The organism is Amorphus coralli DSM 19760 (genome assembly GCF_000374525.1).
Classification (GTDB): domain Bacteria; phylum Pseudomonadota; class Alphaproteobacteria; order Rhizobiales; family Amorphaceae; genus Amorphus; species Amorphus coralli.
The window spans coordinates 159,721-186,689 of sequence record NZ_KB894574.1 but is presented as its reverse complement, the minus strand read 5'-3'; the positions used below and the strand labels follow the sequence as shown (position 1 = coordinate 186,689).

The window sequence follows — 26,969 nt, the reverse complement described above, 5'->3', positions numbered from 1 at the left end:
GTGCAGATGGGCAGGATACGGGTTGTGGTTGTCGTTGTAAATAACTTTTGGTTGTGTTTGCCGGTGGCGCACCAGCGCCGCGGCGTGCCTTGGCGATGAGCGCCTAGAGCAGCGCGAGGCTGATCGCCGGGAAGGCCATCAGAACGATGGTCACCAGGATCATGGCGGCGACGAACGGCGTGCAGCCCGCGAAGATCTCGCCCAGCGTCGCCGTACCCGGTGGCAACGTTCCCCTGACCACGTAGGCCGCCAGCCCGAACGGTGGTGTCAGGAGGCCGATTTCCACCGCCACGGTCGTCACGATGCCGAACCAGACCAGGTCGCCGCCCAGCGCGCTGACGACCGGCAGCATCAGCGGCAGCACCACCAGCATGATGGACACGGAGTCCAGGAACATGCCGAGCACGATCAGGATCACCAGGTAGATCGCCAGGAAGGCCAGCAGCGTCATGTCGGCGGCGACGATCCAGCCGGCCACGCTCTGCGGGATCGTGGTCAGCGTCAGCATGCGGCTGTAGAGGTTGGCGGCGATGATCAGGAACAGGATGGCCGCGGAAATCTCGGCGGCTTCCAGCAGCACCTGGCGCAGCTTCTGCCAGCTGAGTTCGCGCCGGGCGAGCGCGATCAGGAAGCCGCCGGCGGCGCCCACCGCGCCGGATTCCGTCGGCGTGAAATAGCCGGCATAAATCCCGCCCACGACCACCACGATCAGCGTCAGGATGGGAAACAGCTTCACCGCGAAGTCGCGGAAGCTGATGCCTTCCACGTCGTCGGCCGGTCTGGCGTCGCCCACCTGGCCCGGCGTCAGCCAGGCCATCAGCAGGATGGTGGCGCAGAAGGTCGCTGCCAAGAGCAGGCCCGGCAGGATGGCGGCGGTGAACAGCTTGCCCACCGAGACTTCGGCGATCAGCCCGTAGACGATCAGCAGCAGGCTCGGCGGGATCAGCATGCCCAGCACCGACGATCCGGCGACGACGCCCACGGAGAAGCGCCTCGTGTAGCCGTGAGCCACCATCTGCGGGGTCGCGACCCGGGTGAACACCGCGGCAGAGGCGATGGAGGAGCCGGTGATGGCCGCGAAGATGGCGTTGGCGAAGACGGTGGCCACCCCGAGCCCGCCGCGGATGCGGCGCAGCAGGCCGGCCGCCACCGCGAACGCGTCCCGGCCGACATTGGCGATGTCCACGAACAGCCCCATCAGGATGAACAGCGGGATTACCCCGAAGCTGTAGGACTTGATCGATCCCGCCGCCGCCAGAGCCAGCGAGCGCTCCGCGATGAGCGGGTTGTGGCGGACCAGCCAGATGCCGAGGAAGGACAGCAGGATCAGCGCGGTGGCGATGTGCAGGCCCGCCAGCACCATGAACAGCATGCCGGCGAGCGCAACGAAGCCCAGGTCGATGGGCGACAGGTCGCCGGTAATGGCGAAGAGGGCACCGCCGACGGCGATCACCAGGAAACCGCCCACCAGGATCATGCCCCGCGCCGGCTCGCCGGAGTTGCGGTGGCGCAGGCTGTCGGCGCCGGCCGTCAGCGTGAACACCGCGAACTGGAGCGCGGCGAGGCACGCGCCGAGGAAGAGGGCGGCGATGAACGGCCAGGTCGGCGCGGTGAAGGTGCCGACCGATCCGAAGAAGTCGTCGTTGACAAAGGAGCGCACCATCCGCGGCCAGAGGCCTTCGGCCACCTTGAAGAAAACCCAGGTGCCGGCGAGATTGAACAGGGTGTTGAACAGCGCTCCGGCGCGCGGATAGCGCTTCTCGATGTTCTCGATGACGAAGTCGGCGCGCAGAAATCGCCCGGTGCGGATCGACAACGCGACGGCGAGGAAGACGCAGCTCGGGACGGAGTAGGAAACGATCTCGGCGACGCCGAGGATCGGCCGGTTCAGCGCGCCGCGCGCCAGCACGTCGGCGCACACCAGGATCATCATCGCGAAGATCCACAGCGAGCTGACCGTCGCGAAGGTCATGGCGACGGCGCCGGTGACCCGATCGGCGGCGGCAAGCAGCCGGCCGGCGGCCGTCTCGGGGGGATGGGTCTCTACGGTCCCGGCGTCTGCCGGGTCGGCTGCATCGGGCAGCGGCGCTTCGGAAGGACTGGACACGCGGTAAGGACTCCGAAGGGCTTGCGGGAAGCGTGACGGCTGCGCCGGCAGTCTGCAGTCTCGTCACCCCGCTGGAAAGTGGCGTGGCCGGAAGGTGCCCTCACGCACCGTCCGGCCGGCCTCTGTCGGTTGGGTGGGGGCCTAGAGTTCCTTGTCCCACTGGCGCAGCGGCTCGGCGCCGCCTTCGCGCATGGCGTCCATGTAGGTGGACAGGATCTCCTTGGCCGGCAGACCCTTGGCCTCGACGCTGGCCACCCAGTCCTTCGACAGGTTGCCCAGGCTTTCCACCCACTGCTGGCGGTCGGCGGCGGGCATCTCGACGATGGTGGCGCCTTCCTCGGCCATCTTCTGCATGGAGCCGTCATAGCGGGCCAGCACCTCCTCGGCGTGGACGGTGCTGTATTCGCGCCCGAGCTTGGTGAGCACGGTCTTCACGTCCTCCGGCAGGCTTTCCCAGGTGTCCTTGTTCACCGCCAGGCCGCCGACCGTCGTCACGCCCATGTCGACGAGGGTGATGTGCGGGGCGACCTCGTGCAGCTTCAGCGAGTAGGCGCCGGTGGGGATGATGATCGCGCCGTCGGCAACGCCGGTCTGGATCTGCTGGTAAAAGGTCGGCAGGCCGCCGGCCACCGGCACCGCGCCGGTGCCTTCCATCCAGGGGCCGAGGGAGGATGCGCCGACGATCCGCTTGCCTTCCAGGTCCGAGAGGCTCGCGATCGGGAAGGTGGTGAACAGATGATAGGTGTCCGACACGGTGGCGCCGAGGAAGACGAGATTGTAGCGGTCCCACTCCTCCTGCATCTCCGGGATCGTGTCGTTGAGCTCGTTCATGACGTCCACCGCGAGCACCGTGTCGCTGGTCACGAACGGCGTGGCGAACATGATGTTCTGCAGCGGCATCTTGGACGGCTCCCAGAGGGCGCCGACCCAGCCCATGTCGGTCAGCCCGTCCTGGACCGCCTCCAGCGTGTCCTGGAAATTGTAGAGCGAGCCGCCGAAGGCCTCGGTCCACTCGATGCGATAGTCCGAGCCCATCTTCTCCAGCTCGGAGTTGGCATTGTCGACCACATGGGTCTTCAGGGCGCCGACCCACGCCACGGCGGTCGGATGGCTCGACGACATGGTGAGCCGGACGGTCTCTTCCGCCAGGGCTGCTCCACCGAGAACGGTGGCTGCCGCGAAGGCAACGGACGCGATCACAGACTTCATCTTGGTTCCCCTCCAAAAACGAATGGCGATCAGCCTATGCAATCGATTGCGTGTTCGCAAGCTGGGCAATTCCGCACACTGCCTGATTTTTTTGCAGCGCAGCAACTGCGTGGTATCCAGCGGGGGGCGACCGCCCCGAAAGGCCGAGACGTCGCGCAAGGGGGTCCAGAAATTTGCGGCCGAAGCAGCGAACAGGCGGCCCGGTCGCGACGCCGCCTCGATTCGCGTTATGATCCGTCCGCTCGGCCCGTCGTATCGGGGAGGTGGCTGATCGTGACAGGAGTGGTGACGATCCGCCGACAAGCGAACCAAGAACGCGAAAAAGCGAACCAAGAATGAGCAGGCGGACGACAGAAGCGGCAGCGCGCATTCGCCGCGAGATGGTCGAACACCTTTACGGCGAGATGTTCCCGGTCGTCTCGATCAGCGTGGCCTTCGCGATTCTCACAATCGCGATCGGCATTCGCGAGGCGGATCCGATCCTCTACGGCTTGGGTGCGTTTGGCGCGGTGTGGAGTGTCGGCCGCGTGGCCTCCATGCTGGCCTACAGGCACTATTACCAACCGCGCAACGCGGCGCAGTGGGAAAAGGGCTATGCGGTCGGGAGCGTCGGTTTCTCTGCCTGCCTGAGCCTGACGGTGGCGTACACCTTTCTCTACAGCGAACCGGAATCGCAGATCCTTTCGTCCGGCCTGCTGTTTGCCTATGGCGGCGGAATGGTCGCGCGTATCTCGCTGGTACCGTGGATCTGCACGCTCAACCTGACCATCCTCGCCGTTGTTCCCGGCATCGCCCTTCTGGTCACGCCGGACTACTACACGAAGTTTCTCCTGATCCTCCTTCTGCTCATGTATGGCGGAGGGCTGATGACCGTCGGGATCCTCTACAAAGCCGTCGAGGGCTTTGCCGACAGCCAGCGCCGGCTCAATCTGATGGCCAACACGGATTCCCTGACCGGCGTCCTGAATCGGACCGCCATGAACCAGCACATCGCCGAATGCGTGGCGCTGCAGGCCGACGACGAGTTGATCGCCGTCCACTTCATCGACCTCGACCGGTTCGGGGAGGTCAACGAAGCCCATGGCCACATTGTCGGCGACGAAGTATTGCGCATGGTGGCGGATCGGCTGCGGCTGATGAAGGCGCCGACCGACTTCGTCGCCCGCTACGGCGGTGACGAGTTCATCGTCATCCAGTCACACATCCGGGACCGGAAGGACGCCCAGGCGCTCGGCCAGACGATCGTGCAGGTGCTCTGCGAGCCGTATCAGATCGAGGACGTGACGATCGACATCGGTGCACGGGACGGCATTGCCGTGGCGGGCCGCAAGGTCGCCGACCTCAATGCACTCTTGGCGGCGTGCGGCAGGGCACTCCAGGCGGCCAGGACGGGCCCTGGTCATGTCGCCATGGTCGAGGTGGGGGCTCCCGACGTGAGCCAGCCGGCGAGCGGTGATGCCGCCCGCGCGGCGGTCTGACACCGCGGCGTGCCGAAGAGCGCGCGGTCGCCATGTGCCCGAGGCCGGCAACCGGAATCAACGCTGCGAGGGAGGGGTGGTGCCGCATGCCGGACTCGAACCAGCGACCCCATCATTACGAATGACGTGCTCTACCAACTGAGCTAATGCGGCTTGCCGGAGGGCGGATCGGTGCGCCGCCCTCGATCTGCGACGGGCTCCGTCGACGCGTGTGCGAAGCCGGACCGGGCGCAGGCATTGCGGGGATGTACCGGCAACGGACCGTCATTTCAAGAAGGCGCTGAAAAAAGCCTCGGGATGACGCGCTGGCCGGTCGGGTCAGGCGACCCGCTTGCCGTCCTTGTCGACGACCCGCTCGCCGTCTTCCTTCTCGAAGGCGCCCGTCTGGGGCGCGGGCAGGATGTCCAGGACGGTCTCGGAAGGCCGGCACAGCTTGACGCCGATCGGGGTGACGACGATCGGCCGGTTGATCAGGATCGGGTGCTCCATCATTCGGTCGATGAGCTCTTCGTCGCTCCACTTCGGATCGTCCAGGCCCAGCTCGTCATAGGGCGTGCCCTTGCGGCGGAGAAGATCGCGCACCGGGATGGCCATCCGTTCGATCAGGTCCACCAGCGTCTCCCGCGTCGGCGGCGTCTTCAGATACTCGATCACCTCGGGCTCCTCGCCCGTGTTGCGGATGAGGCCCAGCACGTTGCGCGAGGTGCCGCAGTTGGGGTTGTGGTAGATCGTGACGGTCATCGAAGGAATCCGTAATCGGCGAAGGGGCGATGCCGGATCCCGCAGGACCCGGCAGCCGGTGTCAGGCCTCGGGGAAGTGGGTGCGGGTGGCGTTGGCGAAGGCGACCAGCGACAGCATCACCGGCACTTCCACCAGCACGCCGACCACGGTGGCCAGCGCCGCCCCGGACCCAAGCCCGAACAGGCCGATGGCCACGGCAACCGCCAGCTCGAAGAAGTTGGAGGTGCCGATCATGGCGCAGGGGGCGGCGACGGTGAACGGCACCCGCCAGAACCAGGCCGCCGCGTAGGTGATCGCGAAGATGCCGTAGGACTGGATCAGCAGCGGGATGGCGATCATCACGATCAGCAGCGGCCGCTCGACGATGACGTGACCCTGAAAGCCGAACAGCAGCACCACGGTGGCCAGCAGGCCGATGATGGACACCGGCTTGATGGCCCCGGTGAAGCGGTCGACCGCGGCATCCGCGCTCTCGCCGCGCCGGGCGTGTCGGGTCAGCCATTGCCGGGTGGCGGCACCGGCCACCAGCGGGATCACCACATAGAGCACCACCGACAGGATCAGCGTCGCCCACGGCACCGAGATGTCGGTGACGCCAAGCAGGATGGCGACGATCGGGGCGAAGGCGAACACCATCACGATGTCGTTCACCGACACCTGAACGAGGGTGTAGGTCGCATCGCCGCGCACCAGCTGCGACCACACGAAGACCATCGCGGTGCAGGGGGCGGCGCCCAGCAGGATCAGGCCGGCGATATACTGCTGGGCATCGGCCGGCTGGATGAAGGGCGCGAAGATCACCTCGAAGAACAGCACGCCGAGGGCGGCCATGGTGAAGGGCTTGATCAGCCAGTTCACCACCAGCGTCAGAATCAGTCCCTTCGGCCGGTCGCCGATGTGCGACAGGCTGGAAAAGTCCACCGCCACCATCATCGGGTAGACCATCGCCCAGATCAGGATCGCGACGGGAAAGTTCACCGAGGCATATTCCAGCCCGGCCAGCCAGGAAAAGGTGCCCGGCAACAGGTTGCCCAGAACCAGGCCGGCGATGATCGCCAGCCCGACCCAGACCGAGAGCCATTTCTCGAAAATGCCGATCCCGCCCGGGGCGGGCGCAGCCACGGCAGCGTTCTGCGTAGACATCAAGACTATCCTGGATTTGCGGCGTCAGGCCGGCTCGGTGGTCGACGTCTGTCCGATCCGGTCGAGCTGGCGCTGCAGGCTCAGCTGGTCGAGCGAGGCGAGCGGAAGGGAGAGGAAGATCGAGATCCGCGAATTGAGCATGCGGAACGTGTCGGCGAAGGCGTAACGCCGCTCCGCCTCGCTGCCTTCCACCGTGGCCGGATCCGGCACGCCCCAGTGGGCCGTCATCGGCTGGCCGGGCCAGACCGGGCAGGATTCCGCCGCCGCCTGGTCGCACACGGTGAAGACGAAATCCATCACCGGCGCGCCGGGATCGGCGAACTCCGACCAGCTCTTGGAGCGCAGGTCGTCGGTGATGAAGTTGGTCTGCTTCAGGAGGTCGATGGCATAGGGGTGCACTCTGCCCTTCGGCTGGCTGCCGGCGGAGTAGGCGTTGAAGCGGCCAGCGCCGTCGCGGTTGAGAATGGCCTCTGCCAGGATCGAGCGGGCGGAGTTGCCGGTGCAGAGAAAGAGGACGTTCTTCGGGGCTTCGCTCATGTCTGTTCCTCAAGGTCCGGCTGGCCCGCCACCGCGTCGGTGCGGCAGGCCAGGGCATCGATCAGTTGGGTGCAAACCTCCGGACGACCCGCGCAGCAATCCTGCATCAGGTAGAGGAGCAGGGCCTGCATCCCCTCCAAGTCGACCCGATACTGTATGCTTCGTCCGTGACGCTCGGCCGACACCAGCCCCCCCCGGGTGAGTTGCCCCAGATGGGTGGAGAGGGTGTTGGCGAGCACGCCCGCCTCCTCCGCGATGGCACCCGCCGACAATCCTTCCGGCTCGTTGCGGACGAGCAGGCGGAACACGGTGAGACGCGTGGGGTGGGCAAGCGCCGTCAGGGCTTCGAGGGCATCCGTCTTTTCCATAATTCGAGAATACTCGAATAATCGAAACATGCAAGCGCGCCTCTGCACAAAGACAGGGTGCGTGGCGAGCGATCGCGTCTTGCCGAGCCGGCCGAAAAGCGGGGTCCGCGGCGATGCCGGTTGCGCAGGGATGCCTGCGCAGGATCGCGCAGGACTGCGCAGAAACGCGCACCGCTGCGCAGAACGTGCGCGGCGGCCATTTGGCGCCACCGCGCAGTCCGATGCGACAGGGGATGCGGCGGGTTGGAAGAGCCTAGCGGCCGCCTGAACCGGACGTCACGGTCGGGGTTGCGGTTCGGTTCGCCCGGACCCGGCGGACGCCTGCCGGCCGATCGTTGGTGGCAACGGTTGCGGGCGTCCCGGACGCGGGTGATCCGTTCGTCGCCGTCGCCGTCGCGGCGGCCGGTTCGGGGCGGGTCGACGGCAGCGGGTTCGGCAGGTCGGTCTGCGAGCCGCTCGCGGCAACCGGAAGAGGCGTCGGGCCCGGACCGGGGGGCGGGGTGCTGGCCTCTTCAGCCCCGGTGGCGGGGGCGTCTGGAACGGTCTCGGCGACCGGTCGCGCCGGCACGAAGCGCGGCTCGATCCGCTCCGCTTCAGGCGCCGGCGGTAGCGGAAGTTCGGGCGCGTCGCGGTCGTGGTCGACCAGCGGATCCGGCAGGTCGATCCGCCGCCAGGGCGGCAGTTCGGGCTCGAACGGGTTGTCCGGATCGGGCGCGGCGGCCGGCCCTGCGGATGCCGTCCTGGGCAGAAGGAGGCGGGCAAGACCCGCCGACAGGGCGGCTGCGGCGGCGCATGCGAAGGCGACCACCGCGAAGGTGCCACGCACGGCCTCGGCCCGGATGGCCTGCACGTCGGCGGGGCCGTCGACGGGCATGGCGAAGTCGGCGCGCGACAGGACCGAGGCCAGCTGCGGTGCCAGCTCGCCCAGAGTCTCCCGGTAGATCAGCGTTGCCGCGCCGCCGAGGGCGGCGACCGCCACCAGGCCGGCAAAGCGGGCGATCGTGTTGTTGACGGCCGAGGCCATTCCCGCCCGGCTGGCCGGCGCGCCCGCCAGCACCGCGGCCGAAAGCGGCGGCACCGCCAGCCCCATGCCGGCACCGAGGAGGGCAATGGCCGGCAGCACGCCGGTGGTATAGAGTTCGGCGCGAACGGCCACCGCCAGCGACGCGAACGCAACCGCCGCGACCGCGGCGCCGACGGCCAGCGGCAGGCGGCTTCCGAACCGGTCGACGATCGGGCCGGTCTGTCGGGCGACGAGGGCCATGGCGAGGCTGAACGGCAGGAAGACGGCGCCGCTTTCCGCGGCGCTGCGCCCGCTTCCCTCGATCAGGGCCACTGGCAGAAGGAAGAACAGCCCGCCGAGCGCCATGTAGAGCAGCAGGGTGACGATGTTGGCGCCTGTGAAGGTGCGGTTGAGGAAAAGGCCGACCGGCATCATCGGCGCCGAGGCGCCGCTCGCCTCCCACATCACGAACAGGACGAGGCCGACCAGGCCCGACAGGACCAGCGTCACCGGCACGAGCCCGCCGGACCCGGTTTCGATCCCGAACAGGGTCAGGCCGAGGGCCAAAAGGCCCATGGCGGCCAGCACGATGCCGCCGCCGAGAAGATCGAAGCGGCGGTCGTCGAGATCGGGAAAATCCACCGGCACGCGGTACTGGAGAAGGAAAAGGGCAGCTGCGGCGACGGGCAGGTTCAGGTAGAAGATCGCCCGCCACGACCAGACGTCGATCAGGAAGCCGCCGATGAACGGCCCGAGTGCGGCGGCGATGCTGGACCACGCCGCCCAGATGCCGATGGCCCGGCCGCGTTCCTCCTCCACGAAATTGGTGGCGATGAGCGCCAGCGCCCCCGGCACCATGACGGCCGCGGCAAGTCCCTGCAGACCCCTGGCGGCGATCAGCACATCGGCCCGCGGGGCCAGGCCGCAGGCTGCGGACGCCAGCGCGAACACCGCAATGCCGATGCGGAAGACGCGCCAGCGGCCGAAGGCATCGGCCGCAGCGCCACCCAGCAGCAGGAAAGCGGAGAGGACCAGCGCATAGCCGGCCGCGACCCATTGGACGGCGAGGAAGGAGGCGCCGAGATCCTCGCGCATCGCGGCCAGGGCGACCGCAACGGCCGTGGTGTCGATGAAGGCGAGGCTGGATCCGAGCACGGCGACGGCAAGCACGTACTTCTTCAGCTCGCGCGGGCACGGCTGCCAGTCGGTCTGTGCGGGAAGGAAGGTCCGGGAGAGCTGAGGCCCTGCGGTCATGTCTGCCCTTTCGGGCCTCCGTTCGATTGGCCCGGGACCTCGCGTGTCGGGGTCCGGGCGCGGCGCGGTGATGCTGTCACGGGGTGCGGGAAAGACACGGCGAAAAGGCGGCGGCGGGACGCCCGGTTCCGGACCGCCTTGAACCATGCTTCATGCACCCACTTTCGCTCCATCGTGCGGGCGCAGCCTTTCGATTTGGTGGATGCGGAAGGCGCAATCCGGCCGGAACCGTGGGTGGAGGCCCGCTCGGGGCCGGAAACCGTTGACTTCGGTCCGCTCGGGCTATCGAATACCGGCAGCCGCGGGGGCGCTCCCCGGCGGGAGGACAACAGAAGGCCACAATTTTTAAAGGGAGCCTTATGATGAAACGGACCATTGCCGCGCTCGCGGCCTCGGCGATCCTCGCCGGCACGGGCCTCGCCACGGCGCAGGACCAGCAGTTCATCTCCATCGGCACCGGGGGCGTGACCGGTGTGTACTATCCGACCGGCGGCGCCATCTGCCGTCTGGTCAACCGCGACCGCAAGGAGCACGGCATCCGCTGCTCGGCGGAGTCCACCGGCGGTTCGGTCTACAATATCAACAACGTCCGCTCCGGCGAGCTGGAGTTCGGCGTCGCCCAGTCCGACTGGCAGTATCATGCCTACAACGGCACCTCGAAGTTCGAGGACCAGGGTCCGTTCGAGAAGGAGCGGGCGGTGTTCTCGGTCCATCCCGAGCCGTTCACCCTCCTCGTGCGTGGCGATTCCGGCATCGAGGGCTTCGAGGACCTAAAGGGCAAGCGCGTCAACGTCGGCAATCCCGGCTCCGGTCAGCGCGCGACGATGGAAGTCGTGATGGACGCCTTCGGCATGTCCATGGACGATTTCGCCCTCGCCACCGAGCTCAAGGGCTCCGAGATGGCGCAGGCTCTCTGCGACGGCAACATCGACGCCATGATCTACACCGTCGGCCACCCGGCTGCGGCGATCCAGGAAGCCGTCAACTCGTGTGACGTGCAGCTCGTCGACGTGGCCGGTGAGCCGATCGACAAGCTCGTTGCCGACAACCCCTACTACCGCGTCGCCACCATTCCGGGCGGCATGTACAAGGGCAACGACGAGGACACCACGACCTTCGGCGTGGGCGCGACCTTCATCACGTCTGCGGACGTGTCGGACGACGTGGTCTACGTCGTCGTGAAGGCGGTCTTCGACAACTTCGACCAGTTCAAGCAGCTGCATCCGGCCTTCGCCAACCTGAAGGAAGAGCAGATGGTCAAGGACGGTCTCTCTGCCCCGCTGCATGACGGCGCGAAGAAGTACTACACCGAGCGCGGCTGGATGTAAGTCCGGCCTTATCGGGCGCGGTCTTTCGGGACCGCGCCCGATTGCTTTCTGCCGAAGCGCTCGGGCGGTCGCCTGAGGCACAACGTCCAAGAACAACAAGGCGAGGGGTGTGCGGATGACGGTCGAGCAGACGGCGCATCGGGTCGACGCGGAATCCCTGGTTGCAGCCACCGATTCCGGAGCGCGTTCGCCGGACGGCTGGCAGCGCCTGCTGATCCCGGTCACCGCCTTCGTCTGGGCGCTGTTCCAGCTCTATGTCGCCTCGCCGCTGCCGTTCATCCTTGCGCAGGCGCTCGACCTGCCGCTGGTTCTCAACAACACCGAAATCCGCATCGTCCATCTGGCGTTCGCGCTGGTGCTCGCGGCGTTTGCCTACCCGCTTCTCAAATCGAGTTCCCGGCGCTCGATCCCCTGGTACGACTGGATCCTCGCGCTGCTCGGCGCGTCCGCCTGTCTCTACCTCTTCGTCTTCAAGGACCAGATCGCCGACCGCGCCGGCCTGCCCACCGACTGGGACCTGATCATGTCGACCATCGGCATGCTCATCCTGGGCGTGTCGGTGTTCCGCTCGCTGGGCCTGCCGCTGCTGATCGTCGCCTCCGTCTTCGTGCTCTACGTGTTCTTCGGCTCCGCCGACTGGATCCCGGGCACGCTGCAGTGGAAGGGCGCGTCCTACGGCAAGGCCATGTGGCACTACTGGATGCAGACGGAGGGCGTGTTCGGCGTCGCCCTAGGCGTGTCCGCCACCATGATCTTCCTGTTCGTGATGTTCGGCGCGATCCTGGAGAAGGCCGGCGCCGGCAACTTCTTCATCAAGATCGCCTTCTCGCTGCTCGGCCACCTGCGCGGCGGGCCGGCCAAGGCGGCGGTGCTGGCCTCCGCGATGAGCGGCCTCTACTCGGGCTCGTCCATTGCCAACACGGTGACCACCGGCACCTTCACAATCCCGCTGATGAAGAAGACCGGCTTCCCGCCGGAGAAGGCCGGCGCGGTCGAGGTGGCCTCGTCCACCAACGGCCAGCTCACGCCACCGGTCATGGGTGCCGCCGCCTTCCTGATCTCCGAATTCACCGGCACGCCCTACACCGAGCTGATCAAGAACGCGCTGCTTCCGGCGCTGATCTCCTACATCGCGCTGGTCTACATCGTGCACCTGGAGGCGCTGAAGCTCGGCCTTGCCGGCATGAAGCGGCCGCCGAGCCACGTCCGGCTGATGACCAAGCTCATCGGCTTTCTGACCGGCTTCATCGGCCTCGCGGTGCTGGCCGGCCTGGTCTATTACGGCCTCGGCTGGATCGCCGACGCGTTCCCCGGCATGGGCCTGTGGGGCGCGGCGCTGACCTTCCTGGTGGCCTATCTCGTCCTGCTCTGGATCGCCGCGAAGCGGCCCGATCTCAAGGTCGACGATCCCGACGCCCCGGTGGAGGAACTGCCGCGCGCCGGCGACGTGGCGCTGACCGGCCTCTACTTCCTGCTGCCGATCGTGATCCTGATCTGGTGCATCATGATCGAGCGGCTGTCGCCGGCGACCTCTGCCTTCTACGCCACGGTTGCGATGATCTTCATCGCGCTTACCCAGCACCCGCTGAAGGCGTTCTTCCGGGGCACCGGAAACTTCGCGGCGGAGGCGGCGCGCGGCGTCAACGAGTGGATCGCGGGCATGATCTCCGGCTCGCGCAACATGATCGCCATCGCGGTGGCGACGGGTGCTGCCGGCGTGATCGTCGGCACCATCTCGCTCACCGGCGCCCATCAGGTTATCGGCGAGTTCGTCGAGTTCGTCTCCGGCGGCAACCTGATGGTCATGCTGGTGCTGGTGGCCATCATGAGCCTGATCCTGGGCATGGGCCTGCCGACCACCGCCAACTATATCGTGGTGTCGTCGCTGATGGCGCCGGTGATCGTCACGCTCGGTGCCCAACAGGGACTGATTGTGCCGCTGGTGGCCGTCCACCTGTTCGTCTTCTATTTCGGCATTCTCGCCGACGACACGCCACCCGTTGGCCTTGCCGCCTTCGCGGCGGCGGCGATCTCCGGCGGCGATCCGATCAAGACGGGTATCCAGGGCTTCACCTACGATATCCGCACCGCGCTGCTGCCCTTCCTGTTCCTGTTCAACACGGAACTTCTGCTGATCGGGGTGGGGCCGCTGGAGGCGCTGGTCGTCTTCATCGTCGCTGTGGTGGCGATGCTCCTGTTTGCCGCGGCGACCCAACGCTACCTGCTGGCACCCATGCGCTGGTGGGAGGTCGTGGCGGTGCTTCTGATCTCCTTCACCCTGTTCCGGCCGGGCTTCTGGCTGGACAAGGTGCAGCCGCCCTACATCTATTCGCCCGGCACCCAGGCGGAAGAGATCGCGGCCAACCTGCCGGCCGATGCGCAGCTGCGCATGACCATCGAGGGGACCGACTTCAACAACCCGGACGAGCGGGTGACGAAGACCTTCATGGTGCCGCTCGGCGAGCCGGGTGACGGGGCCGCGCGCCTCGACCGGGAGGGCCTGACCCTGTTCCCCGACGGCGATCAGATCACGCTGGACGAGCCCTTCCCGGGGACCCCCTTCTTCCGGCTGGCGCAGGAGCTGGACTTCTACGCCGACGAGCCGGTTGTGGTGGAAAGCGTCGCGGTGCCGGCGGAGCGGATGCCGAAGGAGCTCTTCTACATCCCGGCGCTTCTCCTGCTCTTGATCGTGCTGTGGTCGCAGCGCCGCCGTCAGACGGTTCCGGCGTTCTGAACGAGACTGCCAAGCCGAGGGAGGCCGGCGTGTACAAGAAGATCCTGTTGCCGATCGATCTGAACGACACCACCACGGGCCGCAAGGCGCTGGCCACGGCCGCGGCGATGGCGAAGACCTTCGGCTCCGAACTGCACGTGCTGGCGGTGGTGCCGAGTTTCGGCATGTCGATCGTCGGCAGCTTCTTCCCGCAGAACTTCGAGGAAAAGGCGCTGGAAAAGGCGAAGGAGCAGCTGGGCGCCTTCATGGATGCCGAGCTGGGTCCGGAGATCGAGGCCGTCGGCCACGTGGCGCACGGCTCCATCTACGAGGAGATCCTGCACGCCGCGAAGAAGCTCGGCTGCGACCTGATCGTGATCGGCGCCCACCGGCCGGAGCTGCGCGACTACCTGCTCGGTCCCAACGCCGCCCGCGTGGTGCGCCACGCGCCCCAGTCGGTGATGGTCATCCGCGACTGACGCGGCTCACTTGGCGCAGCGGCGGATTGCCGCCGGCTGGCGTTGCGCCGTCGGATCCCGCTGGACGCGGTCAACGCCGCTTCGCATAGTCTGGTCTCGGATCAACAACGAGGCCCTGCCATGCCGTCCCCCCACGTCTTCCCGCGCCACACCAAGGCCGAGCTGCCGGTCGCCGTTGGCGGCGACGGCTGCTTCCTGATCGACGCGGCCGGCAAGCGCTATCTCGATGCTTGCGGCGGCGCGGCGGTGTCTTGCCTCGGCCACTCCGACAAGGCGGTGGTGGACGCCATCAAGGCGCAGCTCGACGCGCTGCCCTACGCCCACACGTCCTTCTTCACCACCGAGGCGGCGGAGCAGCTAGCGGACCGGCTGGTGGCGCGCGCGCCGGATGGGATCGAGCGGGTCTATTTCGTCTCAGGCGGCTCGGAGGCGGCTGAATCGGCCATCAAGCTCGCCCGGCAGTACTTCCTGGAAAAGAGCGAGCCGAAGCGCGCCAACATCATCGCCCGCTGGCAGAGCTACCACGGCAACACACTGGGCGCGCTGGCCGCCGGCGGCAACCGCTGGCGCCGGGCCCAGTTCGAGCCGCTGCTCACAGACGCCATGCACCATGTCGATGCCTGCCACTATTGGCGCTGGGCCGAGCCGGGCGAGAGCGAGGAGGACTATGGGCTCCGCGTCGCCGACCAGCTCGAGGCGAAGATCCTGGAGCTCGGTCCGGAGACGGTCGCCGCCTTCATGGCCGAGCCGGTGGTGGGCGCCACCATGGGCGCGGTGCCGCCGGTTCCGGGCTACTTCAAGCGCATCCGCGATATCTGCGACCGCTACGGCGTGCTCCTGATCCTCGACGAGGTGATGTGCGGCATGGGCCGCACCGGCACGCTGTTTGCCTGCGAGCAGGACGGTGTGGTGCCGGACATGCTGCTGATCGCCAAGGGGCTCGGCGCCGGCTACCAGCCGATCGGCGCGACACTGGTGTCGCGGGACATCTACCAGGCCATCGAGGGCGGCTCCGGCTTCTTCCAGCACGGCCATACCTATATTGGCCACCCCACCGCCTGCGCCGCTGGTCGCGCCGTGCTCGACCAGATCGAGGGCCGCGACCTGCTGGCCAACGTCAATGCGGTGGGCGCGCACCTGAAGGCGGCGCTCCAGGAGCGGTTCGGCCAGCATCCGAATGTCGGCGACGTGCGCGGCCGGGGCCTTTTCCTGGGGCTGGAGCTGGTCGCCGACCGGGAAACCAAGGCGCCGTTCGATCCGTCGCTGAAGCTCAACGCCGCCATCAAGAAGGCGGCGATGGCGAACGGACTGATGGTCTATCCGATGGGCGGCACGGTCGACGGCGAGGCCGGCGACCATGTGCTCATTGCGCCGCCCTTCATCCTCACCGAGGGCGAGGCCGACATGGTGGTCGACCGTCTCGACAAGGCGATGGCGACCGCGCTGGAGAGCGTTGCCCGCTGAAGGCGGAGGGGGCTGGCTGGCCCCCCCCCTGAGCCGGATCACACGTCGCGCAGCTTCACCACAAGTCCGACCGTCAGGCCGAACAGCAGGTGGCCGGCAAGCGAGGCCCAGGCGAGCGGAATGAAGCCCAGGAAGGGCGGCAGCCCGGCGATCAGGTGCGCCATCACGAAGAGCGCGAAGGTCCAGAGCCCGACGCCGTAGGCAAGCGCCGTCAGCCACCAGGGCAGGCCCGGCAGGACCGCGCGCTGCAGCGGCCGCGCGATGAAGAGATAGCCGAGCGGATAGGCGACGACGCCGACGAAGGCATGGATCGCCTCGGCGAGCACCCAGTTCTGGAAACCGAAGACGCTCTGCACGAGTGCGGCCGGCTGGAGCGGCCCGCCGACGAGAAGCGGCGTGATCAGCCGCGCCCATACCTCCCAGGTAAGGTCGGCCGCGACGCCGGCGACGAGGGCGGTGATCAGGGTCGCTCCCACAAGGGGTGGGAACAGCGAAGATTGGCGGTATGCGGACGTGCTGTCGGATGTCATGGGAAGCCCCCCGTTGACGTGTCGTCGAAACCGGCGCGGGCCAGGCGGTATCTCCTGCCGCATCCCAGTCGATCCGATGTAATCACGCGTCCGGTATTTTAAGGAGCCCGGCGCCGGATCGCACGCAATGGTGAGCCGGCGTTATGCCACGTTGATCGGTGGCCCCGGGCGTGACCGGTTGCAGATTGCGTCGCCGACGCCTGCGCAGCCTGGGCCGTCGGGCGAGGCCGTGAGTAGTCTTGGCCCAGTGGTGCGGACGGCGCGCGAGCTCGATTACAGCGATGACCAGCGCCGCAGCCATGGCCAGCCAGTAAAGGGGCAATTCGGCGAGCCGCCAGGGCGGGATGGCGAGCCCGCGCAGCCGCATCGCCCGGACCGACAGGGCTGCCGTGGCGGAAAACCCGAGAACGAACACCGTGCCGTTTAAGCCGATCGCCAGCATCGGCCAGAGGCCATCGCCGCCGACGAGCGGCAGAACGCCGGCCAGGTGGGCCAGCATGAAGGCCAGGCAGAGCGGAAAGGCGAGGATGGCGAGCAGGCTGCCCAGGATGAGCGACTGGAAAACGGTGATCTTGGCGAACGTCCGGGTCCGGCCGAACCGGCCGGGCCGGCGCATGTGGACCCACCACGTCTGCATCCAGCCCTTCAGCCAGCGCGACCGCTGCCGCATCCAGGCCCGCATGTGAAGCGGCGCCTCCTCGTAGGTGGTCGAAGCGATGAGGCTCATTTCGTAGTCGAACCGGGTCAGTCGCACGCCGAGGTCGGCGTCTTCTGTCACGTTGTAGGGGTCCCAGCCGCCCAGCCGGAGGAGGACCGCGCGCCGGAAATGGTTCGAGGTGCCGCCAAGCGGAAAGAACAGCCTGTACCGGGCGAGCCACGGCAGCAGCACGTCGAACAGGCAGGCATACTCGAGGGCGAACATGCGGGTGATCCAGGTGTCCCGCGCGTGGTCGATGGCCAGCCGGGCCTGAAGACAGGCGAGGCGCTCGCCACCCGCGGCAAAGGTCTCCGCGGCGATGCGCAACTGGGCCGGGTCCGGCCGGTCCTCCGCATCGAAGATGGTAACGAGGGAGCCGGTGGCGACCGACAGACCAGCGTTGAGGGCTTTCGGCTTGGTCCGCGGCCCTTCGGCGGGGACCCTCAGGGTCCGGTGACCTTCTGGCAGCGCGCGGGCCTCGAAAGCGGCGCGGGTCTCGGCGTCGTCAGGCTCCAGCAGGTAGAGGATCTCCAGCCGGTCGCGGGGATATTCGAGCCGGTCCAGGCAGCGGACGAGCGCCGGGACGGAGGCAGCCTCCCGGTAGAGCGGCACCAGCACCGAATAGGCCGGGAGCGAGCCGTCGCGGAGCGGCCTGCGCGGCGGGGCGTAGGCGACGACCGAAGGGGCCACGCTTGCCGCGCCGCGCGTCGCCGCCAGCGCCAGAAGCACGCTTCCCATGAACCCGGACAGGATCATCGGAACGGCCTGCGGAACCGCGATCGCTCCCAGCGCCGCGGCGGCGGCCAGGGGTGGAGCGATGAGCCGTTGAGCCGGCGACAGGACCCGGCGCGCCGATAGCGCCGGCGGCAATCCAAGATCCCATTGTGGCGCGGACTGCTGCCGCGTTGCGCGCCGGGCGCCGTTGCCGGCGCGAATGGCATCGGCGTGGGTGAAGACGAGGCAGAGGGCTGCGGCCGAGCGTGTGCAGGCGGCGGCGGTCAGGTTCGCCAGCTGGTCGCGCGACGGCACCAGGGCGAGCAGTGCCTGCCCGTCGCCGTGAACGGTGCACGCCTGATCGGGCAGCGTCTCGACCAGGCGCGCAAAGCGGGTGCTGTCGCAGGGGACGAGCGTTTCGGCGTAGGGAAGGCCGAGCCAGGCTGCGAGCCGGGCGCTCTGGCCGGCGGACAGGAGGCCGGTTCGCCCTGTGTCGGTCGCGGGCGTGGGACGCCCGGCCATATGGTGGCCCATCTCGGCGTGGGCGTCGGCCGCGCGAAGGATTTCGTCGGGCGTCGCGCCGGCCACGCTGCGGGCCACGGCGGCCCTGAGAGTTGCCTGCCGGGCCAGCAGCAGCCGTCCGCGTGCGCTGTCGGCGATGGCGGAGAGACGATCGGCCGCGATGAGGCGCGCCGTCTCCACGGCGAGCACCACGATGGGACCTTCGGTTGTGTGGCCGATCCTCAAGGGATCGATCTGCGCCCGTGCGACATGGGGCACGAGGGACAGCGCACGGTCGGCAGTGAGCGTCAGATCCCGGTCCGTCGCGACGATCATGCCGAACCGGGATGCAAAGTGTTGCAGCGTGTCGGACTGGGAAGGCGGCGGCCGGGCCGGGCGGGTCCTTAAGCGGGGGGAGATTTCGGCCCGGCTGTGCCGATCAAAAGGTGTCCGTAAGCCTTCAATCGGAGTGCGCGATAGACCCTGTCCTGCTCCCCCGTCCACGCGCGCCTCCCTCGACAGCAATCAAAGATTGCATTGATGGCCGAGGAATCGCAATCATAGAATGCCTAAATCGGGAATACGCCTTTTGATTGATGCAGCTTGGGCCGGCGGCGACAGCGGCGCTTGCGCGGAGGGCAGGTCGTCGTACAGGCAGCGCCCGCTCAGGCGCCGCCGCGGCCGTCGTCGCTGACATAGGCGACGCGCAGGAGGTTGGTGGCGCCCGGAGTGCCGAAGGGAATGCCGGCGAGCGTGATCAGACGCTGACCGGGCCGGGCGAACTTCTCCTGGAAGGCCACGGCACAGGCGCGATCGACCATGTCGTCCACGTCACGGGCATCGGGGCTGACCACGCAGTGGAGGCCCCAGACCAGCGCCAGCCGTCGAGCCGTCGCCCTGACCGGGCTGACCACGACCATGGGCGCGGAGGGCCGTTCGCGCGAAACGCGCAGCGCCGTGGCACCGGACGAGGTGTAACAGACGATCGCCGAGAGGTTCAGCGTATCGGCGATCTGGCGGGCCGCGGCGGCGATCGCGTCGGCGCCGGTGGGCTCCGGCGCGATGCGCTGGGCGGCGATGATGGTCGCGTAGTTGTCGTCCAGCTCCACCTCGGTGGCGATGTGGTCCATGGTCTGGACCGCCTCGACCGGGTGCTGGCCGGCCGCCGATTCCGCCGACAGCATGACGGCGTCGGCGCCCTCGAACACGGCGGTTGCCACGTCGGACACCTCGGCGCGCGTCGGCGTCGGGGAGCTGATCATGCTTTCCAGCATCTGCGTGGCGACGACCACCGGCTTGCCGGCGCGCCGCGCCGCGCGGGTGATCCGCTTCTGCAGGCCCGGCACCTTTTCCAGCGGCATCTCCACGCCCAGGTCGCCACGGGCGACCATCAGGGCGTCGGACAGCTCGATGATGTCGTCCAGCCGCTCGATCGCCTGCGGCTTCTCGATCTTGGCCATCACTCCAACCCGGCCGCGGGTGATCTTGCGGACCTCGGCCAGGTCTTCCGGACGCTGGATGAAGGAGAGCGCCACCCAGTCCACCTTGGACTCCACGACGGCGTCGAGATCGCGGCGGTCCTTCTCGGTCATGGCCGACAGGGCGAGCGTGGTGTCGGGAACGCTGACGCCCTTGCGGTCGGAGACGGTGCCCGCAACCTCGACGGTCGCCTCCACCCAGGCTTCGCCGACCGCCGAGACGACGAGCTTGACCTTGCCGTCATCGATCAGCAGCCGGTGACCGGGCTCGAGCGCTTCGAGAATTTCGGGATGGGGGAGCTGGACGCGCGTCGCGTCGCCCGGTGTGGTGTCGGCGTCGAGCCGGAAGGTCGCGCCTTCCTCCAGCTCGGCCTTGCCGTCGCCGAAGACGCCGAGCCGGAGCTTCGGTCCCTGAAGGTCGGCAAGGATGCCGATGGGACGTCCGACGGTGTCTTCCACGCTCCGGATGGCCGCCACCAAGCCGCGCATCTTGGCGTGGTCGGTATGGCTCATGTTGATGCGGAAGACGTCCGCACCTGCCCGGAAGAGGGCTTCGATGGTGGATTCGTCAGAGGAGGATGGGCCGAGGGTCGCAAGAATCTTGGTGCATCGCGACCGCCTCATTTGCCACCCATTCCTGATCGGGACTGTTCTGTGAGGTGAACGGTCCAGGAGACCTGCTCACCCGTGTCGATCTCGACGAAGCCCGTGCGCTCGAAGCCGCGCGCCAGGCAATCCTCGATACCGGTGATCGTAAACTCTTTCTCCCGCGTGCACATGAAGGCCGAGCCGCTCCACTCGCCGCCCTGCACATAGTCCAGCGCGTAAAGATAATAGTAGCGGGCGCTCAGGGGCCCTTCGAGCAGGACTTCGCAGCTCTGACCCGGCAGGTTCCACCAGCCTTCGCTGATCCAGCTTTCAGCGTTCTTGTAGCCGACGGCAACACCGACCTGATCGTCGGTCTTGTTGCACAGCCTCAGGTCCGCCGCCGCGGGAGCCGCGAAGCCGGTTGCCGAAGCCGCCAGGATGCACATCGTGCCCAGAGCGGAGAGAAGATGTCGTGGAAGGCGCTGCATGCTGCGTTCGCCGGGTCCCAAACCTCTTTTTGCAACGCGTGGCCGCTCGGACCGAGGCCAGTTTTTGCGGATTTCGTGCCAGATTGTCAACGCGCCGCAACCACTGTTTGCCGCAACCGAACGGTCAATCGATCGGTCGCATCGCTACGCCCGAACCAACGCTGCATGGTCGGATACTAGATGCCCCCCGGATGGTTAATGATCCCTTTCTTCCGAGTGAGGCCATATTTTGACGGAGACCTGCGGAAGCCGTCCAGCCGGCCATCCGGCAGTGGATAAGCCGTCAGCGTTTCGAAACGCGGGCCCGGCGAGGCCGCGCGACCCAGAGGCCGGCGACAATGGCTGCACCGCCGAAAGCCTGGGCCGCTGACAGCGCCTCGCTCAGGACCAGCCAGCCGGCGATCGCCGCGGTGAGCGCTTCCAGGAACATCACCAGGGAGGAGAAGGCCGCCGTCAGGTGGCCAAGGGCGAACGAAAGCAGGCCCTGGCCAGCGGAATGGGCCAGCAGAGCCAGCGCCAGAAGCGACGCCAGCCCCGCCCACGAGCTGGGCAGCGTCTTGTCCTCCATGACGACGGCGACCACGAACAGCACGGCGGCCGTCACCAGCCCACTGCGGAACATGAGCAGGCCGGGCGGGGCGGATCGGCGCGCGACGCGCATGGCCAGCACGTAGGCGCCGAAGAACATCGAGGTGATCACGCCGAATCCGTCGCCGTCGAGCCGTTCCGGGGCATAGGAGTAGCTGAAGCCGATCAGGAGGGCCGCGCCAAGCAGGCAGAGGAGCAGGCCCGAGACGGCCTCTCGCGGCACCGCTTCGCGGATCACCAGGCCGGAGGCAAGGATGACCCAGACGGGCGCCATGGTGGCGAGGAACGTCGCGTTGGCGACGGTCGTGTGCATGATCGCCAGATGCCAGAAGACCAGGTCTCCGGCGAAGAAGAGGCCGGCCAGGACGGTCGCCCGCGTCCAGGGCGGGGCGTCTCCGTCGCGCCGCCCGCCCACCTCGATCCGGGTCCAGAGCCACAGCGCCGGAAGCGCGAGCATGACCCGCCAGAAGGCGCTGGTGAGCGGGCCGACATCGGCGAAGCGCACGAACAGGGGCGAGACGCCGAGCGCCACGGCGCCCGCAACCAGGCACAGCATGGAAACCGCCACGCGGGAGACGTTGGACGACGGCTCGGTGGCGGGAAGGACGGGCGGGGTCAAGGAAGGCTCCGTCTGCCAAGGATCCTCCCCCTCCTAGACCATTTCGCCCCTGGACCGAAGCAAAGCGTCGAGCGGCAAACACCGAGGCGTGACGGCGCTTGCGCCTGGGGGCTTTCCGGATCCCGGTCGCGATCTCTATGGTTGAGGCAAAGGCGCTGGGGCACCCGCAGCCGACACGGAGACCGACATGACCGACCTGACCGAGATCGACGCCCAGACCCAGACCGAACTCGAAGCGGCCGTCTTCCGGCGGCTTGTGGCGCATCTGCGCGAGCGCACGGACGTTCAGAATATCGACCTGATGAACCTCGCCGGCTTCTGCCGCAATTGCCTGTCGAACTGGTACCAGGACGCGGCCGCCGAGAAGGGCATCGAGATCGAGCGCGCTGCGGCGCGTGAGCGGGTCTACGGCATGCCCTACGAGACGTGGAAGGAGCGCCACCAGACGCCGGCCACCGCCGACCAGCAGGCCGCCTTCTCGTCGTCGCAGACGCACGGCTGAACGCCGGGCCGGCGCCGGCCGGTGGCTGCGGCTTGACCGGATCGCTGGCGTGAGTCAGGAAACCGGGCTGCCGGCGCGCCCCGTGGAGCCAGATGTCGCGATCTGAACGAATGCTTCACCGGTTGCACGCTAGACCCGTACTCCGCCCATGCGCAGCGCACCGCGCCGCGCGGGTGATCAACGGGCCGGCATTCCCGGAAACAGGGGGCCGGCTGCAACGGATTTCGGTGGAAGGGTCACCTTCCCGGTCGAATGGAAAGGGAACCGCATCATGAGCAATCCTGGCGGTGTGGCCGGAGACCAGCTCCGGGCCTTCATCGAGCGCATCGAGAAGCTCGAAGAGGAAAAGCAGACCATCGCGGATGACATCAAGGACGTTTACGCCGAGGCCAAGGCCAACGGCTACGACACCAAGATCATGCGCACGGTGGTGCGGCTGCGGAAACAGGATTCCGCCGAGCGCCAGGAACAGGAAGCGCTCCTGGATCTCTACATGCACGCGCTGGGCATGGTGCGGATGGAAGGCGACGAGACCTCGTCGGCGGCCTGAGCCCGCAACCGTCGTCCGGCCGGACGAGACGCGACTGCCAAGAACCGCCTGGCCCTCCGCCGGGCGGTTTTTCGTTGGTGGCCGCGTGGACGAGGGACGTGGCTGGTGTGCGTTCGGGCCGCGAAGCCGACTACTGCCGGGCGGCGTAGGCCTGGGTGATGTAGACCTGCGGGATGCCTTCGAACCGGTCCGTGCGCAGGCCGCCGGAGCCGCCGTCGAGCGTGCCGGAGCCGCCCATCAGGCGGCTTGACGCCGTGATCATGCCGATCTGACCCTGGTGGGGATGCGAGAGCCAGGCGAACTGCATGGTCCGCATGGAGCTGTCGCCCATCAGGAAGCGTGAGTCGTCGCGGTTCGGAGCGCCGAAGAAGGTGGCCGTAGGATCGTCGCCGGGCGCCGGCGCGATGTCGGCCGTGACAGTCGGCGTGGCCGGTGGGGTCGGGGCCTGGGCGGGCGATCCGTCGACCATGGCCGCCGTGGCGGAGAGGACGTTCTCGATGCTGTCGGAGCCTTCGGCGGCGCTGGCATAGCCGAAGACCGGGATGTCCGAGCCGCCGTCGAGGCGTTCGCGCAGGCTGGCGAGGGCCGCCTCCTGGCTGGCGGTTTCCGTCAGCGGCGCGGCGTAGTCCGGTCGGGGCTTCGGCAGGGCTGCCACGAGCACCGCCTCGGGCGTCGGCGCATCCTCGGGCGTGATCTCAGGCGCCGGCGACGGGATCGCGGGAGCCTCCTCGGGCGCCGGACCGTTGTCGGGGCTCGCGATCACCGGGCGGACGGTGGGAACCGGCGGAGGTGCGCTCGGAGTTTCGGCGGCGGCCGGAGCAGCCGGGGCCGCCGGAGCGGGCGCGCGGCGGGCGGCGGGCACCTCGTCGTCCGGCGCCGTCAGGTTCACCCCGGGCAGAGCGGAGGAGGTCGTAGTGCGCACCGGGCGGGCGCGCTCCTCGGCCGTCAGCTCGCGCTCGACGGTGTCTTCCACGTCGTCGTCGTCCCGGTTCAGCAGGGCGGCGATGATGTTCTTGCCGGAACCCGATCCCGCCTCGGCGCGCACCAGCGTGTCGCGCCGGCTGTCGCCGCCACCGAAGAAGCTGCCGATGCCGCCGCCGGAAGAGGCGACGCGGGTGCGCTGTCCGCGGTCGCGGGCCGCGAGCTCGGCCTTGGCGAGTTCGTAGCCCTTGAGCGGCTTGCCGTCGGACGGCAGGTGCACCGTCTTGCCGTCGGGGAACAGCGCCATCAGCTGCGAGCGCGTCATGCGCGGCCAGGCGCGGACGCTGCCGGTGTCGAGGTGAACGAACGGGTTGCGCGAATTCGGGTAGTAGCCGACGCCGCCGACCTGCAGCTTGAAGGCGGCCTTGCGGATCTGCGCGGTCGACACGCCGGGGATGTAGAAGTCGGTCGCCTTGCCGGCCATGTGCTGGCTGAACTTGGCGACGCCGCGCGAGCGCGAGCGCAGCATGTTGTTGGTCGCCGGCGACCGGTAGGCAGACACCACGTGAATGGTCTTGCCCTTGCCGACACTGTTCTGGATCTCCCAGAGAAGGTCGAACAGCTCCGGATCCATGTCGATGGATTCGTTGCGGCGCCAGTCGCGCAGGAAGCGGTTGAGCTCGGTAAGCGCCGACGGGACGTAGCGGCCGTTGCGCTTGTAGGTGACCTTCAGCTTCTCGCCGGTGTGCGTGAAGAAGAGATCCAGGGTCCGGTTGCGCGCGGCGTTGGCCTCGGGCGCGCTGGTCAGCGCGACGGTGAAAGCAAGGGCCAGTGCCGTCGCGGCATTGCGGACTTTGCGCATGGTGGAGAAACGACCAATCCCGTTCGATAGCTGGTCCAAGACGCAGTCCTTGGCTCGTAAGCGACAGCTTCAATCCCGAACCCTGCAGATAGGGCGGAACGGGTTAAGGAGGATTTACCGTAATGCACAGCCGATGAAAAGCCGACCCCACGGCGCGCCGCGGTGCAGGGCGCTTTGCCGCCCGCTCGTGATGCGGATCCTCCCGGAGCGATCAATTCCGGCCGATGCGGGCGCTTTTGTGGCGAACGGGCCTTGGGGGTGCACTTTGTGGTGGAGCGCCGCGCCGCGACCGGCAGGTATCCCGCGCGTCCGTGCCTCAGTCGGCGGCGTCCAGCAGCTTCGCCAGCCGGCGGTCGTGGCCGTAGATGTCGGAGAAGTGGACCAGCGCGCCGTCATCGTCGACCCATTCGGTGAAATAGGCGAGATGGACCGGGATGTGCCGGTCGAGGTTCAGATAGCGTTCGCCGCCACCGATCAGCTTCTTCAGCTGGGCCGCGTTCCAGTGCTGCTCCTCCGCCAGGAGAGCGTCGGCGAAGTCCAGCGGCTGGTCGACCCGGACGCAGCCGTGGCTGAGCGCCCGGACCTGCCGCGAGAAGAGGTTCCGGCTCGGCGTGTCGTGCAGGTAGACCGCGTGCTTGTTGGGGAACATGAACTTGATGTTGCCCAGCGCGTTGCCGCGGCCCGGCTTCTGCCGGATGCGGACGTTCCGCAGGGCGGCGGGGCTCCAGTTGACCGAGGCCGGGTTGACCACCTTGCCCTTGTAGACCGCCTCGTAGCCGCGCTTGGCGAAGTAGCCGGACGGGTTCTTCTGGATCGACGACAGCATCTCCTTGCTGGCGATGGAGTAGGGCACGTTCCAGTAGGGATTGACGACGATGTGCTCGATCTCGTCGGTGAAGATCGGCGTCGGATTCTGCGGCTTGCCGACGATGACCCGGCCCTCGTAGGCCACGGTCCCCTCGCGAAGGATGCGGACCTTGTAGGCGGGAATGTTCACGAAGACGCTGGTGGCGCCGAGCTCGCGCGGCATCCAGCGCCAGCGCTCCATGTTGACCAGAATGCCGGTTTCCGGATCGCCGCCGAGGCCGCGGTTGAGCACGGCAAGCGTGTTCGGACCGATGATGCCGTCGGCACGGAGACCGTGCTCCGCCTGGAAGGCCTTCACGGCTTCCACCATCTCCGCGTCGTAGACGCTGACGTCGCTGCCGCGATGCAGGGTGGCGCCGAGGCGCTGGCGCAGCAGGCCGACGCGAGGGTCGGTTGCGCCGAGGCGCAGGTTACGGCCCGCGGGAACCGGCTGCAGCCGCTCCAGCGAGGTGTCTCGGATCTCCGCGAGCTTCGCCTTCAGCGCCTGAAACTGCGGATGCGGCGGGTTGAAGGCGTCCAGCGCGCCTGCTGGGTCGGTGGCGGAGGCGACGCGTTTCAGTGAGACCACCGCGTCCGGAACCAGCGGCTCGAGTGTGACCAGCCGGGAGACGCGCACCGGATCGATGCGCCCGGACTGGGCGTCGCGGGCAAACGCCATCACGGCGCGCGACAGGCTGATCTCCTCCGCGGCCAGGTCGGGAGCGGTGGGATGCGGGCCGGTCTCGAGGTCGCGCTCGACGATCCGGTAGCCGGCGGGGTCAAGGCCGTCGGAGGCGGCGTCGCGAAGCCGTGCGATGGTTTCTCGGGCGGCTGGGGTCAGCGCTCCGTCTGAGATCCACACCGGTTGGAAGTCCCGGTCCTCGTAGAAGGCGATCAGGGCGTCGCGATAGCGGTCCTTCTCGCCAACGACGGGGTCGAGGCCGAGAAGCCCGGCGCGGACGGTGCCATTGGCGGCAGTCACCGGCCTGGCTGTCGGGGTGGGCGCGATGCGGGGCTCGTCGGCCAGCGCGGTCTGGGAGGCAGGGCCGGCCGGAAGCGCGTGGGCACTGGCCGGGGCGAGCATCGCCGCGGCCATGAGACCGGCGAGAACCTTCAAACGCATCAGCCTGCTCCTCCCGAGCCCGTCGATTCGAACATTGAATTAGGGGTAAGGAGTGAACAACTAGCAACCAAATACCCGTCGCCCGGTCCGGGCGGCGGTTCCGATCGGCTTCAGGATGTGGCTCTTCGGCCACGCTA

21 protein-coding genes and 1 tRNA gene are annotated in these 26,969 nt (G+C 67.9%); 7 read left to right on the top strand and 15 right to left on the bottom strand.

What is annotated here, in order from left to right; genetic code table 11:
* Positions 1–103 precede the first annotated feature (103 nt).
* Both C507_RS0113885 and C507_RS0113880 read right to left on the bottom strand, forming a co-directional pair.
* Positions 104–2,107 carry a TRAP transporter large permease subunit gene (locus tag C507_RS0113885; protein ID WP_018700313.1) on the bottom strand — a complete coding sequence of 668 codons (2,004 nt, stop codon included), beginning with the start codon at positions 2,105–2,107 and terminating at the stop codon, positions 104–106.
* Positions 2,108–2,248: 141 nt separating this feature from the next.
* On the bottom strand, positions 2,249–3,316 hold the full coding sequence (locus C507_RS0113880; RefSeq protein ID WP_018700312.1) for a C4-dicarboxylate TRAP transporter substrate-binding protein: 1,068 nt from the start codon (positions 3,314–3,316) through the stop codon (positions 2,249–2,251).
* A gap of 335 nt (positions 3,317–3,651) precedes the next feature.
* On the opposite strand from C507_RS0113880, the gene C507_RS0113875 reads away from it, so the two are divergent.
* Positions 3,652–4,794, top strand: coding sequence for a GGDEF domain-containing protein (locus tag C507_RS0113875; protein ID WP_018700311.1), 1,143 nt, complete (start codon positions 3,652–3,654; stop codon positions 4,792–4,794).
* Between the two features lie 77 nt (positions 4,795–4,871).
* Here C507_RS0113875 and C507_RS0113870 read toward each other — a convergent pair.
* The 6 genes from C507_RS0113870 to C507_RS21415 form a co-directional block, all read right to left on the bottom strand.
* Positions 4,872–4,947: transfer RNA gene (locus tag C507_RS0113870), tRNA-Thr, on the bottom strand.
* Positions 4,948–5,112: 165 nt separating this feature from the next.
* The gene (gene arsC / locus C507_RS0113865; RefSeq protein ID WP_018700310.1) at positions 5,113–5,535 is read right to left on the bottom strand and encodes an arsenate reductase (glutaredoxin); all 423 of its coding nucleotides are present in this window, start codon (positions 5,533–5,535) and stop codon (positions 5,113–5,115) included.
* Positions 5,536–5,596: 61 nt separating this feature from the next.
* Positions 5,597–6,679 carry an ACR3 family arsenite efflux transporter gene (gene arsB / locus C507_RS0113860; protein ID WP_018700309.1) on the bottom strand — a complete coding sequence of 361 codons (1,083 nt, stop codon included), beginning with the start codon at positions 6,677–6,679 and terminating at the stop codon, positions 5,597–5,599.
* 24 nt (positions 6,680–6,703) lie between these two features.
* Entirely contained in the window at positions 6,704–7,216 is a 513-nt protein-coding gene (locus C507_RS0113855) for an arsenate reductase ArsC (RefSeq protein WP_018700308.1), read from the bottom strand.
* Positions 7,213–7,584 (bottom strand): ArsR/SmtB family transcription factor, encoded by a 372-nt coding sequence (locus tag C507_RS0113850; RefSeq protein ID WP_018700307.1) that lies wholly within the window; start codon positions 7,582–7,584, stop codon positions 7,213–7,215. Before C507_RS0113850 ends, C507_RS0113855 begins: the two co-directional genes overlap by 4 nt.
* 253 nt (positions 7,585–7,837) lie before the next feature.
* Entirely contained in the window at positions 7,838–9,841 is a 2,004-nt protein-coding gene (locus C507_RS21415; protein WP_018700306.1) for an MFS transporter, read from the bottom strand.
* A gap of 362 nt (positions 9,842–10,203) precedes the next feature.
* Here C507_RS21415 and C507_RS0113840 point away from each other — a divergent pair, with 362 nt between their 5' ends.
* The 4 genes from C507_RS0113840 (at position 10,204) to C507_RS0113825 (ending at position 15,825) form a co-directional block, all read left to right on the top strand.
* Positions 10,204–11,169 (top strand): TAXI family TRAP transporter solute-binding subunit, encoded by a 966-nt coding sequence (locus C507_RS0113840; RefSeq protein WP_018700305.1) that lies wholly within the window; start codon positions 10,204–10,206, stop codon positions 11,167–11,169.
* A 115-nt stretch (positions 11,170–11,284) separates the two neighbouring features.
* Positions 11,285–13,903 carry a TRAP transporter permease gene (locus tag C507_RS0113835; protein ID WP_018700304.1) on the top strand — a complete coding sequence of 873 codons (2,619 nt, stop codon included), beginning with the start codon at positions 11,285–11,287 and terminating at the stop codon, positions 13,901–13,903.
* Positions 13,904–13,932: 29 nt separating this feature from the next.
* On the top strand, positions 13,933–14,361 hold the full coding sequence (locus C507_RS0113830; protein WP_026319089.1) for a universal stress protein: 429 nt from the start codon (positions 13,933–13,935) through the stop codon (positions 14,359–14,361).
* Positions 14,362–14,481: 120 nt separating this feature from the next.
* Complete coding sequence (locus C507_RS0113825; RefSeq protein WP_018700302.1) at positions 14,482–15,825, top strand: aspartate aminotransferase family protein; 1,344 nt, start codon at positions 14,482–14,484, stop codon at positions 15,823–15,825.
* Between the two features lie 38 nt (positions 15,826–15,863).
* On the opposite strand, the gene C507_RS0113820 is transcribed toward C507_RS0113825, so the two are convergent.
* From C507_RS0113820 to C507_RS0113800, 5 genes are all read right to left on the bottom strand, one after another.
* On the bottom strand, positions 15,864–16,355 hold the full coding sequence (locus tag C507_RS0113820; protein WP_018700301.1) for a hypothetical protein: 492 nt from the start codon (positions 16,353–16,355) through the stop codon (positions 15,864–15,866).
* Positions 16,356–16,437: 82 nt separating this feature from the next.
* Positions 16,438–18,603, bottom strand: coding sequence for a glycosyltransferase (locus C507_RS21410; RefSeq protein ID WP_018700300.1), 2,166 nt, complete (start codon positions 18,601–18,603; stop codon positions 16,438–16,440).
* Between the two features lie 329 nt (positions 18,604–18,932).
* Positions 18,933–20,369, bottom strand: coding sequence for a pyruvate kinase (gene pyk / locus C507_RS0113810; protein ID WP_018700299.1), 1,437 nt, complete (start codon positions 20,367–20,369; stop codon positions 18,933–18,935).
* A complete protein-coding gene (locus tag C507_RS0113805) occupies positions 20,366–20,821 on the bottom strand; it encodes a DUF1036 domain-containing protein (protein ID WP_026319088.1) in 456 nt (151 codons plus the stop codon). Before C507_RS0113805 ends, pyk begins: the two co-directional genes overlap by 4 nt.
* Before the next feature lie 283 nt (positions 20,822–21,104).
* Positions 21,105–22,028, bottom strand: a complete 924-nt coding sequence (locus tag C507_RS0113800; protein WP_018700297.1) for a DMT family transporter — start codon at positions 22,026–22,028, stop codon at positions 21,105–21,107.
* A 187-nt stretch (positions 22,029–22,215) separates the two neighbouring features.
* Between C507_RS0113800 and C507_RS0113795 the strand changes: the two genes are divergently transcribed.
* The gene (locus C507_RS0113795) at positions 22,216–22,530 is read left to right on the top strand and encodes a DUF1244 domain-containing protein (protein WP_018700296.1); all 315 of its coding nucleotides are present in this window, start codon (positions 22,216–22,218) and stop codon (positions 22,528–22,530) included.
* A 271-nt stretch (positions 22,531–22,801) separates the two neighbouring features.
* On the top strand, positions 22,802–23,080 hold the full coding sequence (locus C507_RS0113790; protein WP_018700295.1) for a DUF2312 domain-containing protein: 279 nt from the start codon (positions 22,802–22,804) through the stop codon (positions 23,078–23,080).
* Positions 23,081–23,210: 130 nt separating this feature from the next.
* On the opposite strand, the gene mepK is transcribed toward C507_RS0113790, so the two are convergent.
* Positions 23,211–24,902: a peptidoglycan L,D-endopeptidase MepK gene (gene mepK / locus C507_RS21405; protein WP_245559692.1), complete on the bottom strand. Its 1,692-nt coding sequence runs from the start codon at positions 24,900–24,902 to the stop codon at positions 23,211–23,213.
* Positions 24,903–25,179: 277 nt separating this feature from the next.
* Positions 25,180–26,832, bottom strand: a complete 1,653-nt coding sequence (locus C507_RS21400) for a L,D-transpeptidase family protein (RefSeq protein WP_018700293.1) — start codon at positions 26,830–26,832, stop codon at positions 25,180–25,182.
* Between the last annotated feature and the right edge of the window lie 137 nt (positions 26,833–26,969).